We start from the raw sequence: 17,277 nt of genomic DNA, 5'->3' as shown, positions 1-17,277 counted from the left end.
TTATTACGGTCAAAATGGTCATTGACAATGAATTGAATGGCTGATAAACTAAGTTTGCGTTCGTTATTAAGAACAACGAAGTGAATTATATAGTAAGGAAATACGGGGGAACTCAAAGATGAGTGCAATCGCGGGAATATACCATTTCAACGGAGAACAGGTGGATGCCCAGCTGGGCAGACAACTAATGGATGCTCTTCATCACTTCCCGGCTGATCGTATAGATACATGGCATAGGGACAATATTTTCTTTGGTTGCCATGCCCAATGGATTACGAATGAATCGGTGCAAGAGAAGCTGCCGTATTACGATTCCGACAGACGGCTTGCCATTACTGCAGATGCGATTATCGATAATCGGGATGAATTATTGGAACGGCTGCACGTGGAACATAGCCGTCGGCAAGAGACGTCAGATAGCGAGATTATTCTACTTGCCTACCAGGCATGGGGAGATCAATCGCCCAAATACTTGGTCGGCGATTTTGCCTTCATGATCTGGGATGAGCGCCAGCAGCTCCTCTTTGGCGCAAGGGACTTCTCCGGCGCCAGAACACTTTACTATCATCGGAATAATGAACAGCTAGCATTCTGTACAGTCATGAAACCTCTATTTTCCCTGCCTCATGTGACGAAGCAGTTAAATGAAGCGTGGCTCGCTGAATATATTGCCATAACCGGCATGTTTGAACCGCCAAACTGCGGAATAACGATTTATAAACAAATCGAACAGCTTCCGCCAGCCCATGCCATCACAATATCCCGTGATCAAGTGAAGGTAACCCGATATAACAGCTTTGCGAACGTGTCGCCGCTAAAGCTGAAATCGAATGCAGATTATGAAGAAGCATTTCGTGACGTGTTTCAACGCGCAGTTACATCACGGCTGCGCACAAGCCGTCAGGTAGGTGCTTACCTGAGCGGAGGACTGGATTCAGGCTCCGTCGTAAGCTTCGCTGCCAAGGCTCTGCAGAAGGATAGTCGTGTGCTTCATACGTATAGTTATGTCCCGGAGGAAGATTTCGTCGATTGGACACCGAAGTACAAGTTGGCGAATGAGAGACCGAACATCCAAGCTACTGTGCAGCATGTCGGGAACATTGAGCCTAACTATCTGAGCTTCCAGGGACGAAGCCCGTTCTCGGAGATGGACGATTGGCTTGAGATTATGGAGACCCCATACAAGTCCTTTGAGAATTCCTTCTGGCTGAAGGGCATCTACGAGAAAGCTCAGCAGCAAGGGATCGGCATTCTGCTCAATGGACAGCGAGGAAACTACGGCATCTCCTGGGGACCAGCGCTGGATTATTATATGACCTTAATGAGAGGGATGAAGTGGTTTCGGCTCATTCGGGAAGTTAATCAGTACAGCGAGAAAATTGGCGTAGACCGAGCGCGTATTTATCGCGTTGTCAGCCGCAAGGCATTCCCGATACTGAACCGCTGGAGACCCGTGAGTGAACCGTACGAGTTTCCTCAATTGGTCAATCCGGAATTTGCGAAGCAGACCGGCATCTTCGAAAGACTTCATGACCGGAAATTTACGGGAATCGGAACGACCGCAGACTTGCCCTCGGATCCGATGGAAGCTAGAAAAGAGCATTTCGAGCGCGTCCATGTATGGAATATATCGGGAGCCAGAGGGGCGAAGCTGTCCTTGCGTTATGGTGTAAGAGGGCATGATCCTACGAATGATCTGCGTGTGGTCCGATATTGTCTATCGCTTCCGATGGAGCAATTCGTCCAGAAGGGGGTTGACCGTTCATTAATCAGAAGATCGACGGAAGGATATTTACCCGATCAGATCAGACTGAACCAGCGTGTCAGAGGCATTCAGGCAGCTGATTTGATCCACCGCATGATTCCTGCATGGCCCGCATTCGTTGATGAGCTGCGGTGTATGAGCCAAGATCCGCGCATGCAGCAGATCATACATATGCCTGCAATTCATGATGGCATTGCATTAGTAGAGCAAGGACCCAAATCGGAGACAGCCTATAATCCCAAAATCAAAATCCTTATGAGGAGTCTGATTATTTATCGTTTTCTACAGAAAAACTTCTGAGGGGAGGTGAATCTATGAAAAAAGAGTGGAAAAAACCTAATCTGGAAGTACTTAACGTCAGCATGACGATGGCTGGTCCCGGTGAAATCATTCCGGATGCCGACCAACCGGATCCAACGGAAGTCATTCACTTCGAGAGCTAATACCGGCATTATAAAGAGCTAATTAGGCGGTCGGTGTTGCCCTTATATGCGTGAGTAAGGTATAAGGGCTTTTTCCCCACCGTCTATTATTATGACTTCAGTTGGAGTGAGAAGGATGCTCGAAACAGTTAATTTAACGGTATATAAAGCCTTCGGATATCATATTCAAAGCAGCATTCCGTTGCCTGAATTGCAGCTTTGCGGAGATGACGAGGCAGGCATTGATGTTGTCATTGGAACAATGGATTTGACGGAGGCATGGTCCGCGCACTCTACCCCGCCCCAGAAGCTTGTCGTGACAGAGAATCTGGTTATGTTCGAGATTGCGGATACGGCCATTTTCGCTATACGCAAGGGCCGGGCGATAGAGGTTTCACCCATGGAAGGAGCGGACGAGGATCGACTCCGTCTGTACATTCTGGGTACCTGCATGGGCGCTTTGCTGCTGCAAAGAAGAATTCTTCCGATGCACGGGAGTGCGGTAGCGATCGATGGCAAGGCGTATGCGATCATCGGTCACTCTGGGAACGGCAAATCGACGCTGGCATCTGCTTTTCTCCAAAGAGGCTATCAGCTGCTCAGCGACGATATCATCGCCGTCACACTAGGGGAGAACAACATGCCGTATGTGACACCGGCCTATCCGCAGCAGAAGCTGTGGGAAGAGAGCTTGCAGGCCTTCGGCATGGAAACGCGTCAATATCGCCCGTTGTATGACCGGGAAACCAAATATGCGATACCTGTCCAGTCTCAATTCGCAGAAGAGGCGCTTCAGCTAGCGGGAGTCTTCGAGCTCGTGAAGACGGAATCCAGCCAAGCGCGGCTTAGAAGGGTTGAGAAGCTGGAACGCTTGCAGCTGTTATATCGCCATACATACCGTAATATACTTCTAGCTGACAGCGGGTTGTCGGAATGGCATCTGCAGACCACGGCAAGCTTCGCAGGCAAGATTGATTTCTATCAGTTATGTCGACCCGTACAGCAATTTACGGCACATCAACTAGCTACTATTATATTAAAAGCGATTGGAAAGGAGATTACAACGAATGATTAAGAATAAGTTGATTCAACTCGACGATGTTGTCGTTCAACAGCCCGGTCATATTGTAAGTGACATGGATGGAGAAACCGTTATGCTTAGTGTTGAAATTGGCAAGTATTACAACCTTGGTGATATTGGCGGCTCGATCTGGAGCGAGATTCAGTCTCCGATTCCGGTTCGTCAATTGATTGCTAATTTAATGACCAAATATGCGGTAGATCAAGAAGAATGCGAAGAGCATGTGCTTGCTTTTCTAGAGCAGCTGCTAGAAGAAGGATTAGTGACCAAACAGTAGTGGGGTAAACGCAGATTGCCAAGTATTAATGGTGCTGAAGCTGCTTGTTTCCTAGGAGGATAACAATGAACATTGTGCTGCATTATGTGAAGCAGCTGACGTCTTTCTCGGGTAGACGATTGTATGTCAATCTTGCCGGAATGGTTGTGAGCAGTTTATTGGACGGAATCGGAATTCTTCTTCTTATTCCGATGCTGAGCATTAGCGGAATCGTGGATGTGAATATCGGCATTCCGTCGATCAATGAGGCACTTTCCTTCCTGCGCGAGTTCCCAACCTCAATCGGTTTATTAATCGTCCTGGGAGCCTATCTGTTTATCTCTATTATTCAATATATCATGCAGCGGAAGCTGAACATTCAGAATGTGGACATTCATCAAAGCTTCATCCATGAGCTAAGGCTCCGAAGCTATCGGGAGCTATTGTCGGCCAAGTGGGAGTTCTATTTGAACCGAAGAAAGTCGGATATCATTAATACGTTAACGACGGAGATGACGCGCGTTAACACGGGCGTTCATCTATGCATGCAGACGACGACCTCAATTATCTTTACGGTGATACAGATTGGGCTTGCTCTATGGATATCCGCGCCAATCACGCTATTAGTCGTCATTAGCGGCGTGCTGCTGGCCCTTTTTTCACGAAGGTTCTCCAAAAGGTCGATGGCACTCGGCCGGGTTACGGTGGAACTCTCGCAGCAATATATGGCGGGAATTACCGATCTTTTCAATGGTATTAAGGAAGTGAAGAGCAATCGTTTAGAGCACTCCAGGATGACATGGGTTCAGAAGCTATCGGGAAAACTCCGCCACGAACAACAAGAGTTCACGAGAATAAGAACAGCCTCGCAACTCCTGTACAGAATATCATCCGCTGTCTTGATTGCAGCCTTTATGTATACTTCCGTCATCTTCTTCCACTCACGGCCTGAACAGATGATCGTCATTATTGTCATTTTTTCTCGGTTATGGCCGAGATTTATTAATATTCAAGCCAATTTCGAGCAAGTGTCGTCATTTATTCCTGCCTTTCGCTCTCTATACGAGCTCCAGAAGCACAGCAAGGAGGACGCGGAAGTTCAAGGCACGCAATCTGGCCTAGATGAAGCACGTTATACAGAGCCGCTTCGAATGAGTCAAGGGATTGCATGCAGCGGGGTATACTTCCGATACCGCTCCGAAGAACAAGGCTATGCGCTTGATAACGTTACTTTGCAAATTCCAGCCAATCAGATGACGGCTATTGTAGGACGTTCCGGCGCAGGCAAAAGTACGTTGATTGATTTGATTATGGGACTTATTCAGCCTGAGGAAGGTGAAGTTCTCATAGATGGCAAGCCTTTAACGGGAGAAACGCTAGAGCAGTTCAGACGATCGATCAGCTATGTGCCGCAGGATCCGTTCTTATTTCACGGGAGTATTCGGGACAATCTGCTGCTCGTGGAGCCGAATGCCACGGATGAGCAGATCTGGGAGGCGCTTGCGTTCTCTTCTGCTGCGAACTTTGTTAAACAGCTTCCACTGGGGTTGGATACGCTAATAGGCGACCGAGGAATGAAGCTGTCGGGCGGCGAACGTCAGAGGCTGGTTCTCGGACGTGCATTGCTCCGCAAGCCTTCCATTCTGGTGTTGGATGAAGCGACCAGTGCGTTAGATAATGAGAATGAGACGAAGATTCAAGAGGTGCTGGATCAATTAAGAGGGAAAACGACTATTCTTGTCATTGCTCACCGCTTCTCTACCATTCGCAATGCCGATCAAGTCATTGTGCTGGATCAAGGACGGATCGTGCAGAATGGGGATTACAAGCAGCTGGCGCTTGAACAAAAGGGTTTATTCCGGAAGCTGCTGGGTACTCGCAGAGACTTTGATAACAATCCACCCTATGAAGGAGAACTCTATGATTGGAGATCGAATTAAAGAGCTGAGGGAGAAGAAAGGCCTCACCCTAACAGAACTTGCAGACTTGGCGGGTGTTTCCAAATCCTATTTAAGCCATATTGAACGCAAGCTTCAAAACAATCCTTCTCTTCAAATGCTGTCCAAGATATCCGTGCCGCTTGAAACGAAGGTTCAATATCTACTAACCGACCAGCAAGCACCAAAAGAGGACGTATTCGATGAAGAGTGGATGGCCCTGCTGCATAAAGCCATTGAGGATGGAATGAGCAAGGAAGACTTTGTTCGCTTAAGTGAACGGATTCGGATGCAATAACAGCAATCGAACTTGACACGTTCGTTATAATGAACTATACTTTTCTTATGTTCGTTATAAAAAACAAAAAAGTTCGTATTAAGAAACGGGAGATTATTATGAATAATCTGCGCACGGCAAAAGAAATAAATATTAAGGAATGGCTTCTAGTTCTGAAGCAGCGGTGGATCACGATCCTTATCGTAGCGGTATTAATCGCGGCAGCAGGCATGTTATACAGCTCTCGTCCTGCAACACCGCTCTATCAAGTATCTGCAAGAATTATTATCCATTCGCAAATTGATGCTTTTAATACGTTTAGAGTTTTGTTAAAAGAACCTGTGGTTCTACAGAAGGTAGCTGCCGAACTGAAGCTTAATCGATCTGCCAATCAGTTGAGAGGGCAAGTATTAACAAATAGTGTAGATGGGACACAGGTTATTCTGGTTTCCGTTGTTGATCCTGATCCGATGGTTGCTGCTGCAATCGCTAACGCAACGGTCAAGCAATTTAGGGAGACTGCTAAGGAATTGTTGAATTTCACCGGAGTTACGGTCTTATCGGACGCGGATGGCAGTGGATACTACGAGCCGATAAATCCGCCTCAACAAACACGGAATAACATCCTAAGCATTATGATCGGTCTTGTGCTGGGAATCGGTGCGGCGTTTCTTCGTCATTCTCTGGATGATACGATCCGAAAGGAGAGTCATCTCAAGGATTTCGCTGGCATTCCAGTACTAGGATCGGTTACAAGAATTAAACCGAAACGGTTGACGAAGAAAGCGAAGCAGTTGACTGCAGGCATTTCGGTTAGGGGTGAAACGGTTGGCTCTTAAAAAACAAAAGCTGAATGATGCTTACCTGAGCAAAGGGCTCATTAGTTACATTGATCCGGAGTCGGCTGCATCTGAACAATACCGCAGTATTCGCACGAATATTGAGCTTCTGCCTGTTCAGGAGCAATTGAGGCTGTTGATGGTCACATCTCCTGATTATAGGGAGGGAAAGACGCTGACGGCGATGAATCTGGCGGTCTCTATGGCTCAGCAAGGCAAACGAATACTCATTATCGATGGTCATGTCAAGAAGGATGATCTTAGCTCCATGTTTAACCTCTCAGACCACATTGGGTTAACCAATGTTTTATCCGGAAAAGCCGAGTTGATGGATGCTGTGCATCCGACGGATATAGGCCGGCTGGACGTCCTCCCAAGCGGAACCTGCACGGATCACATCAGTGAGCTGCTTCATCCGCAAGCCATGCAAGAAATCATCGATGCCGGAAAAGAGCAGTATGACATGATTGTAATCGACGGCCCCCCTGTTCTTCATGCATCAGAGGTTAAATTACTGGCCCATTATTGCGATGGTGTGGTTATGGTTATCCGTAATGGCAGAACGAAGAACGAATCAGCGATGAATGCCAAGGAAACTTTGGAGTTCGCTGGCGCCAAAATAATCGGTATTATTATGAATCAAATCTAATTTTGCTCTATTGTTCGTTATTAAGAACGATAATGCCTTTGGTGATGTCTCCTTACCGTTATCGATGGAGGCACTCGGTCATGCTGTGGGTTGAAAGATACCTTAGACGCTCAGTCGTCGGAAGTGTGATGTGAGGAGGGGTTTGATGCCCTTGCTTTATTTGGTTTTTTATCTGCAGGGATCGTTCATGATGACGATCACGCCGGTAAAAAACGAAGTAAACATCTGAACATAGGTCAATTAGTTTGGGAAGGGGTAGGTCCATGACTTATTTTCAAAGGCTGTCCTTATCGATGATTACGGATTCGCTCATCATTATTAGCGCCATTTTCTTTGGACGGTTCTTGTTAAGTATTAGCTTGGATGTAGGCAATGCTTCAATCGTCATAAGCTCGTTAACGTTAGTTCTCAGTCACCATCTGTTTTCCCTGCGATACAACCTGTATAAAAAGGCATGGGAATACGCAAGCATTGGTGAGCTAATCATTATTTTGAAATGCGTGACGCTATCGATTGTGACGACGGCTATTCTGCAGCAGCTGATGAATAACGACATTTATTTCAGGCTTCTCGCCATTACTTGGATGCTGCATATGATCGCGATTGGAGGCTCGCGCTTCTGTCTGCGAATCTACAAAGATACATACGTAAAAGAAAAGACAAATAAGAAACGAACTTTAATTATCGGTGCAGGTGCGGCAGGCACGATGATCGCCAGACAGCTGCTTCACAATAATGATGTCGAGCTCCAGCCGGTAGCCTTCATCGATGACAACGTGAAGAAGAAGGATCTGGATATCATGGGGATCCCCGTCGTCGGCGGCCTGCATATGATCGAGAAAGCAACGAGGGAGCTGAACATAAGCAATATTATTATTGCAATCCCTTCTTTGAAGCGTAAAGCGCTGCATGCCATCTACCAGGAATGTGCGAAGACGGACGCCAAGACGCAAATACTTCCCATGATTGAAGATATCGTGCTTGGGAAGGTATCTGTCAATGAGGTTCGCGACGTGCAAGTGGAGGATTTGCTTGGCCGGGAGCAGGTTGACCTGGATGTGGCGGGGATTTCCGAATATGTCACGGGGAAGGTTGTCTTGGTTACGGGTGCGGGGGGATCGATTGGATCGGAAATCTGCAGGCAAGTGTCTCAATTTCATCCAAGGACGATCATTCTGCTAGGTCATGGCGAGAATAGCATTTACTCCATTGAGATGGAATTGAAGGAGCTTTATGGCGATTCCGGGATTAACTTTGTAACGGAAATAGCGGAATTGCAGGATCCAGACAAGATGATCTCGGTTATGAGCATGTATCAGCCCGATGTGGTCTATCACGCTGCTGCGCATAAACATGTTCCATTAATGGAGCGCAATCCGGTGGAAGCCGTCAAGAATAATGTAATCGGAACGATGAACGTTGCTCAAGCGGCCGGCCGGTCAGGAGTAGGCACCTTCGTCATGATTTCTTCCGACAAGGCCGTTAATCCGACGAGCGTTATGGGGGCGACAAAGCGGCTCGCGGAGATGGTTATTCAAGACATGGATCAGAAAAGCTCGACCAAGTTCGTTGCGGTACGATTCGGGAACGTATTAGGAAGCCGCGGGAGTGTGATCCCCCTCTTCAAGCGGCAAATCGAGCAAGGCGGTCCGGTCAAAGTGACGCATCCGGACATGATCCGCTATTTTATGACCATTCCTGAGGCATCAAGACTAGTCATACAAGCTGGAGCATTGGCAAGAGGCGGAGAAATATTCGTTCTCGATATGGGAGAGCCGGTTAAGATCGTCGACCTGGCCAAGAACCTTATCCTGCTGTCCGGCAATTCGGTAGAAGATATCGGTATTGAATATACAGGCATCCGGCCAGGCGAGAAATTGTTCGAAGAGCTGTTGAATGGTGATGAGATAAATGAAAAGCAGGTATATCCGAAGATCTACATTGGTAAAACATCGGATCTGCGTATCGAGCAAATTAACGATCTTCTTCAAACGTTCTCCTCGATGGAGAAGGAGAAGCTGAGGGAATGGCTGATTGATCTTGCGAACAACCGTATAGCGGCCCCAGAAGCACAGTTGGTCATGATGTCGGGATAGGAGTGCGGAGAATGCCAAAAGTCTTATTTTGCGCGACGGTGGATATTCATTTCAAGAAATTCCATCTCCCTTACTTGCAATGGTTTCAAAGTCAAGGCTGGGAGGTTCATGTGGCTTCAAGCGGCGATATGGATCTTCCATATGTGGATATCAAGCACCACATCTCCATTCACCGTTCGCCATTCACGCTTAGCAACATGACCGCTTACCGGCAGTTGGCTGCGATCGTGAACGGTCACAGCTTTGATCTGATCCACTGTCACACTCCAATGGGTGGTGTTCTTGCCAGGCTTGCGGCGCGTAAAACAAGGAAGCAGGGAACGAAAGTCATCTATACCGCCCATGGGTTCCACTTCTGCAAAGGGGCGCCGCTGCTGAACTGGCTTGTCTATTATCCAATAGAAAAAAGCTTGGCTCATCTGACTGACTGCCTGATCACGATTAATTCCGAAGACTATTCGTTGGCGCAGCAGCGCAGATTCAGAGCCGGACGTATTGAGCAGGTGCGGGGAGTCGGCGTTAATCTGGAGCACTACCGGCCTATTGGAACGAAAGAGAAGCTAGCGCGAAGAGATCAGCTTGGCTATGGTTCGGATGATTTCTTGCTGTTCTTCGCCGGTGAATTTAATAAGAACAAAAATCAACAGCTGCTCATTCGGGCATTGGCCTCCTCCTATAAAGATAAGATTCCGCACTGCAAGCTGCTGCTTGCGGGGGAAGGCGGGCAGGTCGCTGAATGCCGCTTGCTTGCGTCCAGCCTGGGGGTTGGCGATCGTGTCGATTTCTTGGGCTACCGGAACGACATCGAAGAATTGCTGCCGATGTGCGACGTTGCAGTCGCCTCAAGCCTCCGTGAAGGCTTGCCAGTTAATATCATGGAAGCGATGGCCTGTGGACTTCCGATCATAGCTACAGCAAATAGAGGACATTCCGAGTTAGTGGAGGATCAAGGTAACGGATTCATTGTTGCTCCAGGAGATATTCAAGCGTTCGCAGACCGAATGGATCAGCTGTATCATTCTGAGCTTCTGAGAGAACGTATGGGGCAAGAGAGTGTGAGGAGAGCGGCTAATTATTCACTCACCCAGGTCAAAGCACAATTAAGCGAGATCTATTCCCGTTATGCGGGCGATGGTGAGAAGATCGAAAGGAAGGTCTATGGTGCTTACAGCTAGTCAATCAGAACCTATGCGTGTGCTTCAAGTCGCGACCATTATGAATCGGGGCGGTCTTGAGACGATGTTAATGAATTATTATCGGAAGTTGGACCGGAGCCGGATCCAGTTCGATTTCATGGTCCATCGGGAAGAGCGCGGACATTATGATGATGAAATCGAGCGTCTTGGAGGGAAGATTTACCGTATGCCATCTATACGTCCAGGTCATTACCGCGCCTATTTCCGTATGCTGGATCAGTTCTTCGCCGACAATCCCGGATACCGGGTCGTCCATTCCCACATTAACGAGAACAGCAGCTTTGTACTCCGCGCAGCGAAGAAGGCTGGAGTTCCTTGCAGAATTGTCCATAGTCATATGAGTAAGCAAAGCATCGATATCAAATTTCCTTTCCGAATGTATGCAAGGATGTGCATGTCCGGCCATCCGAACCATTACTTTGCCTGCTCCAAGAATGCGGGTCGGTGGCTATTCGGAGGCTCCCGGTCGGTCATAGTTCTTAATAATGCCGTGAATGTAGAAGAATTTCAATATAACCAGGCAGTACGGGATGAAGTGAGAGCCGAGCTCGGAGTTGGGAATTCCCTTGTTTTGGGTCATGTAGGACGATTTTCCAAAGAAAAAAACCATAGTTATTTACTTGATATTTTCCAAGCTGTTCATAAGAAAAATCCGGATGCCTTGCTTATATTGGCAGGCGATGGCGATTTAAGAACGGGAATAGAAAGAAGGGCAGCTGCACTTGGTATTACGAATTCTGTGAAGTTCCTTGGTATTCGGAAGGACATTTCCAGGTTAATGCAGAGTTTCGATCTCTTTATATTTCCTTCATTGTTCGAGGGATTGCCTGTTGTTCTCGTAGAAGCTCAGGCTGCAGGATTAACTTGTTTAGTTGCTGACACGATCACGAAGGAAACCGATGTAACTGGACGGGTTGAATTTATCGGACTAAATGAAAGTCCGGAACAGTGGGCGAGTAGAATAATAGCTGCGTCCCCTAATCGTCCCAATACTTCGGAGCAGCTTGCCTCGAGTGGCTACGATGCCAGGAGCGCATCGCAGTGGCTGATGGATTATTATTTGAAGCATGCCTAACTCTCATAATGGAGGATTAAAAGGTGGCACCGATACTGACTGTTTTTACACCTACATACAACAGGGCGTATATCCTTCATCAATGTTACGCGAGCTTGGTCCGCCAGAGCTGCCGGCAATTCATATGGCTTATTATCGATGACGGCTCGAGCGATGATACCAGACAGCTGGTCGAGGATTGGATTGATGAGGGGATCATTCCGATTAGATACCATTATCAAGAAAATCAAGGCATGCACGGCGCGCATAACACAGCCTATGAATTGATTGATACCGAATTGAACGTATGTATTGATTCAGATGATTATATGCCCGATGATGCCGTTGAGAAAATCATTGCCTTCTGGGAGATGCACGGCAGCAAGCAGGTATCCGGAATCGTCGGCTTAGACGCATCCCCAAGCGGCGAAATTATTGGAACGCGGATGCCAGACCAGCTGAAGACCTCCAAGCTAACAGACCTTTACGAGTTGCATGGCGTGAAGGGTGACAAGAAGCTTGTTTACCGTTCAGAGCTGACCAGGCAATGTCCGCCTTACCCTTTATTCCCGGGTGAGAAGTATTGTCCGCTTGCGTACAAATATATTCTAATCGACCAGCAGCATCCGCTGCTCGTCATGAACGAGGTGCTGTGCATCGTCGAATACTTGGCCGACGGTTCCAGCATGAATATTATCAAGCAGTATAGAAACAACCCGCGCGGGTTTACGTTCTTTCGCAAGGTTTCGATGAAGTACGCTCCCACCTATAAGAAGCGGCTGCGGGAATCGATCCATTATGTGGCGAGTAGTCTAATGATAGAAAATCGTCGTTTTTTGTTGGATTCACCGTGCAAGTTGTCAACGTTTCTGGCTGCACCTGTGGGAGCACTGCTCTATTTGTACATACGGAATACACGGAGATCGACGACGTTAAAAGCCAACTAGTGTAATGAAGGGGTATGGCAATGACGGTATTTTGGTTCACCTTGGCACTCGCGTATATATTTTCTCTTCTGTCTAGGTATTTCTCCAAACCGGTCAGCATAGGTCCTACTTATATACAACCCAGTGTTTTTCCAGCTTTCATTACAATGGCTGTATTAGCATTAGTAGCTGGACTTCGGAATAACATCGGGGATACGGTATATTACGTTCATTCCTATGTGACGGGTATTTATACGTGGGAGACACTCGATTTTAACGGTGATTTTGGCTTTATTATTCTTCAAATGATTTTACAGAGCATTAGTAGAGACCCTCAGATCATGATCTTTGTGACTGCACTGATAACAAACGTATTAATTGTCGCAGTTATATACAGGTACTCTAGGATTGTGGAACTTAGTATATTCATTTATATAACGAGCGGTATGTATCTAACATCTATGAACGGGATAAGGCAGTATCTTGCAGCAGCCATTATTTTTACGAGCACGAAATATTTGCTTAACGGCGACTGGAAGAAATACGTTCTGATTGTTCTGCTAGCCTCAACGATACACAAGAGCGCTCTGATTTTACTTCCGATCTATTTCGTAGTTAGAAAAAAGGCATGGACCAAACAAACGGTCCTATTGGTGGCCGTAGCAGTAGTAATTGTTATTGGTTTTAATCAATTTATGGGCGCTTTATTCTCTGTTATAGGAGATAGCCAATACGGCCAGTATCAGAACTTCTCGGAAGGCGGAGCAAATATCCTTCGTGTGGTTGTGGCTCTAATCCCGCTAGTTATTGCTTTCCTGGGACGGGATAAACTTAGGGTGCTATTCCCTAATATAGACTACATAGTAAACTTGAACTTAATCAATTGCGTATTCATGATTATCTCCACTCAGAACTGGATTTTTGCCAGATTCTCTATTTATTTTGGGCTATATCAGCTTATCTTGCTTTCATGGGTTATCAAGGTATTTAGGGAAAAAGATCAAAAGCTCATGTATTATGGCATTTTGGTTTGCTATTTCATTTTTTACTTCTATGAATGTGTCATTATATTTGGCACACAATACGGCAGCAACTTTATAAAATAATTAGTATTGGAGAATGGAAGTCTATGCTGAATCCGTTAACCTCCTTTCGATTTTTAGCAGCTTTACTGGTATTTATTCATCATGTAGAGATAGGATCAGCATTTCAACTAGGATATGTAGGAGTAAGCTTCTTTTTTATCCTTTCAGGCTTTATTCTTACGTACACCTATAGTGTTAAGATGAGAAGCTTCAATAATATCGAAATGAAAAAATTCTATTCGTCCAGAATTGCGAAAATATATCCAGTACATGTATTTACATTTTTTTTAGCTATACCTTATTACTTTTTTATTCCGCTCAAACACGATACGGCTCTGTATATAATTCAGGCAGCTACAAATCTATTGTTAATACATAGCTTTATCCCATTTGGTAATGTTTCATTTAATGGTGTGTCGTGGAGCTTATCCGATGAGCTCTTTTTTTATGCCATGTTTCCTATTCTTGTTTTTATAGCTTTGAAATATTTTAAGAAAATAAAAACCAAAGTAGTAGTCTTGTGTGTTGTCTGGCTTACCTTAGTCATATCCTTCTCCCTATTACCGGATAAAGGCAGTTTTGTGTTGTGGTTTGCTTATTTCTTCCCCGTAACCAGACTATTTGAATTTATGGCTGGTGTTCTACTTGGGTTTATTTTTCTGCAGTCCAGGACCATAGTCAAAAGAATTTCACCATTTCTGTTTAGTGTATTTGAATTGTGTTCTGTTGGTTTACTTGTTGCAGTAGTCATAATCGCTCCGGCTATGTCACAGAACATCAGATATGGAATACTTTTTATTCCCATTTGGAGTATTCTTATATATGTTTTTTCTTTTCAAAGAGGGGCAATTTCAACATTGTTGTCCAATCGTATTTTAGTTTATTTAGGGAAAGTAAGCTTCTCATTTTATATGATTCATAATCTCGTTTTAAGTTACATTTTCTTCTTGTGGAAGCCAAATATTAATACATACCTGCTCATTCTGATCTGCTTTTCAGTAACAATTCTATTGAGTGTTTTGATGTATCATTTTTACGAAGAACCAATGAGAATAAAGGTCAAAAAATTGTTAGATAACCTGATAATGAGAAGAAGTAGAAACATGGAGCAAGACAGAAAGGGGAGGTTAAGTGAATCATTCAAGTAAAATTCCGCGAATCATCCATTTCGTATGGTTCGGCCGTGGGGAGAAATCACCCAAAATTAAGAAATGTATGAAGAGCTGGCAGCGCTATTTGGGCGACTATCAATTCATGGAGTGGAACGAGGATAATTTCGACATTCATTCCAACCGGTATGTGCAGCAGGCCTATGAATCGCGAAAATATGCTTTCGTCAGTGATTATGTACGACTGTATGCCCTCTATCATCATGGCGGGATTTACATGGATACGGATGTGGAAGTGCTAAAGCCGCTTGATGCCTTTCTTCATCATGAAGCATTCTCCGGTTTTGAAGACGACAAGCATGTGCCCACTGGGTTGATGGCATCTGCCAAGGGCCATATATGGATCGAGGAGCTGCTTCGGCACTATGATGATCTTGACTTCGTCCGAGCAGACGGATCGCTCGATATGACAACGAATACGAGTATCATTACGAATCATTGCATAGCAACCGGCTTAATCCCGAACGGACAATACCAGGAGCTCAGTAACGGCGTCGTGTTCTATCCGCGAACAACCTTCTGTCCCTATGATTATATCAACGGTGCGAATTATATCACGAATGAAAGCTATGCCATCCATCACTTCGCAAAGTCGTGGCTGCCGGCTCATATTCGTTATCGTAGTGAAGTAAAGCGGATGCTGAGCCGGGTCGTAGGTCCGAAGATGATCTCTAAACTGCGGAACGCAGTTAGGATGAGAGGATAAGAAAGGAAGTTGACGTTGAAGAAGCGGTTGTTATTTGTCACCCAATACCTCCATACAGGAGGTGCTGAGAAAAGCCTTCTGACCCTGCTCTCGGAGCTGGACTATGAGAAATACGAGGTGGATCTGCTCTTGTTCGATCATAGTGGAGCGTTGTTCGAACAAGTGCCGCCGAGCGTAAATATACTTCCGCCATTATTCGATACCTTTACCGTGCCATTGTCAAAGGCGGTTCCTATTCTCTTGAGAAAAGGCCGTTTCCGTCTGCTTGCGGGAAGAATATTGGCTTCGGCTCTCGCCGCTCTGTCGGAGGGGAAAGGCGTCGGAGTCAGGTGGGCGATCTACCGTCATGCACTTCGCTCCCTCAGCAGTCCGTATGATGCGGCCATAAGCTATCTAGACTTCCATTGCAATTATTATGTGGCCGAGAAGGTCAATGCCCGGAAGAAAATTCTCTATAATCATATGGACTATGGCTATAGTGAGCAGCAGGGCTGGCCATGTCCGAGAATGGAACGCAAGAGCTTCGCGAAGTGCGATTACATCGTAACGGTGGCCGATTCGGCTAAGCTGTCTCTGGAGAGTTATTTTCCGGAGTATGCCTCGAAGATGCGGGTGATCCGAAACCGGGTTTCGGTGGACGCTATTCGCCGCTTGGCTAATGAGAAGGTTGAAGATTATCGTTTCTTGGGGATTACATTGACAACGGTTGCCCGCCTGGGAGACGAGAAAGGGGTCATGCTTGCCCTTGAGGCATGCGCCCTATTGGTCAATCAGGGCGCCAATATCCGCTGGCAAATTGTTGGTGATGGCGCATTGCGAAGCGAACTTACGATGCGTGCAAAAGAGCTTCAGCTGGAAGAGCGGTTTCTTCTGCTTGGCGAACAAGCGAATCCATACCCCTATATGAACGGCTGCGACATCTACATACAGCCATCCAAGACGGAAGCCCATTGCATTGCGGTAGAAGAAGCACTGGCCTTGTGCCGTCCGCTTGTTGTTACCGATATACCTTCGTTTCGCCACCAAGTTATTGACGGAGAAACCGGAATTATCGTACCTGTCAGTGCTGAAGGGATTGCCGAAGGCATCATGCGGCTCATCGCAAGCAAGGAGCTCCGCGAAGGCTTAACGAGACGTATTCAACTCTCCGGCAGCCGATATCAACATGAGCTGGCTAGATTCTATCAGTTAATAGAAGGAGAAGAGGCGTACTATGAAAAGGCTAATTGATCTGTGCGCCGCAACCCTTCTGCTAACCGTGCTGTCTCCCTTCATTCTGCTTACGGCCATTCTAGTTCGAATCAAAATCGGTAAACCCGTATTCTTCAGGCAGCAGCGTCCCGGACTTAACGGGAAACCATTCGTCTTGTATAAGTTTCGCACCATGACGGATGCCAAGGATAATAACGGGGTCCTGTTATCGGATAATCTTCGATTGACGGGCTTTGGAATTTTCCTGCGAAAATATAGTCTGGATGAGTTTCCGCAGCTTTTCAACGTCATCAAAGGCGAGCTAAGCTTGGTCGGTCCAAGACCGCTATTAATGGACTATCTTCCCCTGTATTCGGAAGAGCAGGCCAAGCGTCATGATGTACGGCCTGGTATAACCGGCTGGTCGCAAGTGAACGGAAGAAATGCGATTACTTGGGAAGAAAAGCTTCAGCTTGATGTTTGGTATGTCGAGAATCACAGCCTTTGGCTTGATTGCAAAATTATGATGTTAACGTTCATGCGCGTGATACGACCGGTGGGTATTAACAATGCCAACCATGCGACGATGCCGCTCTTTCGGGGGAGCGAACATCATCGTGATGCATGA

At 46.3% G+C, this 17,277-nt stretch carries 17 protein-coding genes; all 17 read left to right on the top strand.

The window, feature by feature from the left end; genetic code table 11:
* Window positions 1-118: 118 nt before the first annotated feature.
* The 17 genes from NNL21_RS09780 to NNL21_RS09700 all read left to right on the top strand — a co-directional run bounded on the left by NNL21_RS09780 (window position 119) and on the right by NNL21_RS09700 (window position 17,277).
* Window positions 119-2,065, top strand: a complete 1,947-nt coding sequence (locus tag NNL21_RS09780; protein WP_204817244.1) for an asparagine synthase-related protein — start codon at window positions 119-121, stop codon at window positions 2,063-2,065.
* 14 nt (window positions 2,066-2,079) lie between these two features.
* The gene (locus NNL21_RS09775) at window positions 2,080-2,208 is read left to right on the top strand and encodes a paeninodin family lasso peptide (RefSeq protein WP_204817245.1); all 129 of its coding nucleotides are present in this window, start codon (window positions 2,080-2,082) and stop codon (window positions 2,206-2,208) included.
* Between the two features lie 115 nt (window positions 2,209-2,323).
* The gene (locus tag NNL21_RS09770) at window positions 2,324-3,262 is read left to right on the top strand and encodes a phosphoenolpyruvate carboxykinase (ATP) (protein WP_204817246.1); all 939 of its coding nucleotides are present in this window, start codon (window positions 2,324-2,326) and stop codon (window positions 3,260-3,262) included.
* Complete coding sequence (locus NNL21_RS09765) at window positions 3,255-3,545, top strand: lasso peptide biosynthesis PqqD family chaperone (RefSeq protein ID WP_204817247.1); 291 nt, start codon at window positions 3,255-3,257, stop codon at window positions 3,543-3,545. The genes NNL21_RS09770 and NNL21_RS09765 overlap by 8 nt, the downstream gene beginning before the upstream one ends.
* Window positions 3,546-3,610: 65 nt before the next feature.
* Window positions 3,611-5,464 (top strand): ABC transporter ATP-binding protein, encoded by a 1,854-nt coding sequence (locus tag NNL21_RS09760; protein ID WP_204817248.1) that lies wholly within the window; start codon window positions 3,611-3,613, stop codon window positions 5,462-5,464.
* Window positions 5,445-5,759 (top strand): XRE family transcriptional regulator, encoded by a 315-nt coding sequence (locus NNL21_RS09755; protein WP_204817250.1) that lies wholly within the window; start codon window positions 5,445-5,447, stop codon window positions 5,757-5,759. Before NNL21_RS09760 ends, NNL21_RS09755 begins: the two co-directional genes overlap by 20 nt.
* 98 nt (window positions 5,760-5,857) lie before the next feature.
* Complete coding sequence (locus NNL21_RS09750; RefSeq protein ID WP_204817252.1) at window positions 5,858-6,577, top strand: YveK family protein; 720 nt, start codon at window positions 5,858-5,860, stop codon at window positions 6,575-6,577.
* On the top strand, window positions 6,567-7,226 hold the full coding sequence (locus NNL21_RS09745; protein WP_204817254.1) for a CpsD/CapB family tyrosine-protein kinase: 660 nt from the start codon (window positions 6,567-6,569) through the stop codon (window positions 7,224-7,226). The genes NNL21_RS09750 and NNL21_RS09745 overlap by 11 nt, the downstream gene beginning before the upstream one ends.
* Window positions 7,227-7,489: 263 nt before the next feature.
* Window positions 7,490-9,322: a polysaccharide biosynthesis protein gene (locus NNL21_RS09740; protein ID WP_204817255.1), complete on the top strand. Its 1,833-nt coding sequence runs from the start codon at window positions 7,490-7,492 to the stop codon at window positions 9,320-9,322.
* A gap of 11 nt (window positions 9,323-9,333) precedes the next feature.
* The gene (locus NNL21_RS09735; RefSeq protein ID WP_204817258.1) at window positions 9,334-10,497 is read left to right on the top strand and encodes a glycosyltransferase family 4 protein; all 1,164 of its coding nucleotides are present in this window, start codon (window positions 9,334-9,336) and stop codon (window positions 10,495-10,497) included.
* Window positions 10,481-11,593: a glycosyltransferase family 1 protein gene (locus NNL21_RS09730; RefSeq protein WP_204817259.1), complete on the top strand. Its 1,113-nt coding sequence runs from the start codon at window positions 10,481-10,483 to the stop codon at window positions 11,591-11,593. Before NNL21_RS09735 ends, NNL21_RS09730 begins: the two co-directional genes overlap by 17 nt.
* A gap of 23 nt (window positions 11,594-11,616) precedes the next feature.
* Window positions 11,617-12,519: a glycosyltransferase family A protein gene (locus NNL21_RS09725; protein WP_204817261.1), complete on the top strand. Its 903-nt coding sequence runs from the start codon at window positions 11,617-11,619 to the stop codon at window positions 12,517-12,519.
* A gap of 20 nt (window positions 12,520-12,539) precedes the next feature.
* Complete coding sequence (locus NNL21_RS09720) at window positions 12,540-13,604, top strand: EpsG family protein (protein WP_204817264.1); 1,065 nt, start codon at window positions 12,540-12,542, stop codon at window positions 13,602-13,604.
* Window positions 13,605-13,627: 23 nt separating this feature from the next.
* Complete coding sequence (locus tag NNL21_RS09715; RefSeq protein ID WP_204817266.1) at window positions 13,628-14,731, top strand: acyltransferase family protein; 1,104 nt, start codon at window positions 13,628-13,630, stop codon at window positions 14,729-14,731.
* Window positions 14,715-15,458, top strand: a complete 744-nt coding sequence (locus NNL21_RS09710; RefSeq protein ID WP_204817267.1) for a glycosyltransferase family 32 protein — start codon at window positions 14,715-14,717, stop codon at window positions 15,456-15,458. The genes NNL21_RS09715 and NNL21_RS09710 overlap by 17 nt, the downstream gene beginning before the upstream one ends.
* A 15-nt stretch (window positions 15,459-15,473) precedes the next feature.
* The gene (locus NNL21_RS09705; protein ID WP_204817268.1) at window positions 15,474-16,688 is read left to right on the top strand and encodes a glycosyltransferase; all 1,215 of its coding nucleotides are present in this window, start codon (window positions 15,474-15,476) and stop codon (window positions 16,686-16,688) included.
* Window positions 16,672-17,277 (top strand): sugar transferase, encoded by a 606-nt coding sequence (locus tag NNL21_RS09700; RefSeq protein ID WP_204817269.1) that lies wholly within the window; start codon window positions 16,672-16,674, stop codon window positions 17,275-17,277. Before NNL21_RS09705 ends, NNL21_RS09700 begins: the two co-directional genes overlap by 17 nt.

It is taken from the genome of Paenibacillus mendelii (assembly GCF_024498075.1).
GTDB classification, from domain to species: Bacteria; Bacillota; Bacilli; order Paenibacillales; family Paenibacillaceae; genus Paenibacillus_Z; species Paenibacillus_Z mendelii.
The sequence above is the reverse complement of the archived record's forward strand: the minus strand, read 5'-3'. Positions and strand labels throughout refer to the sequence as shown.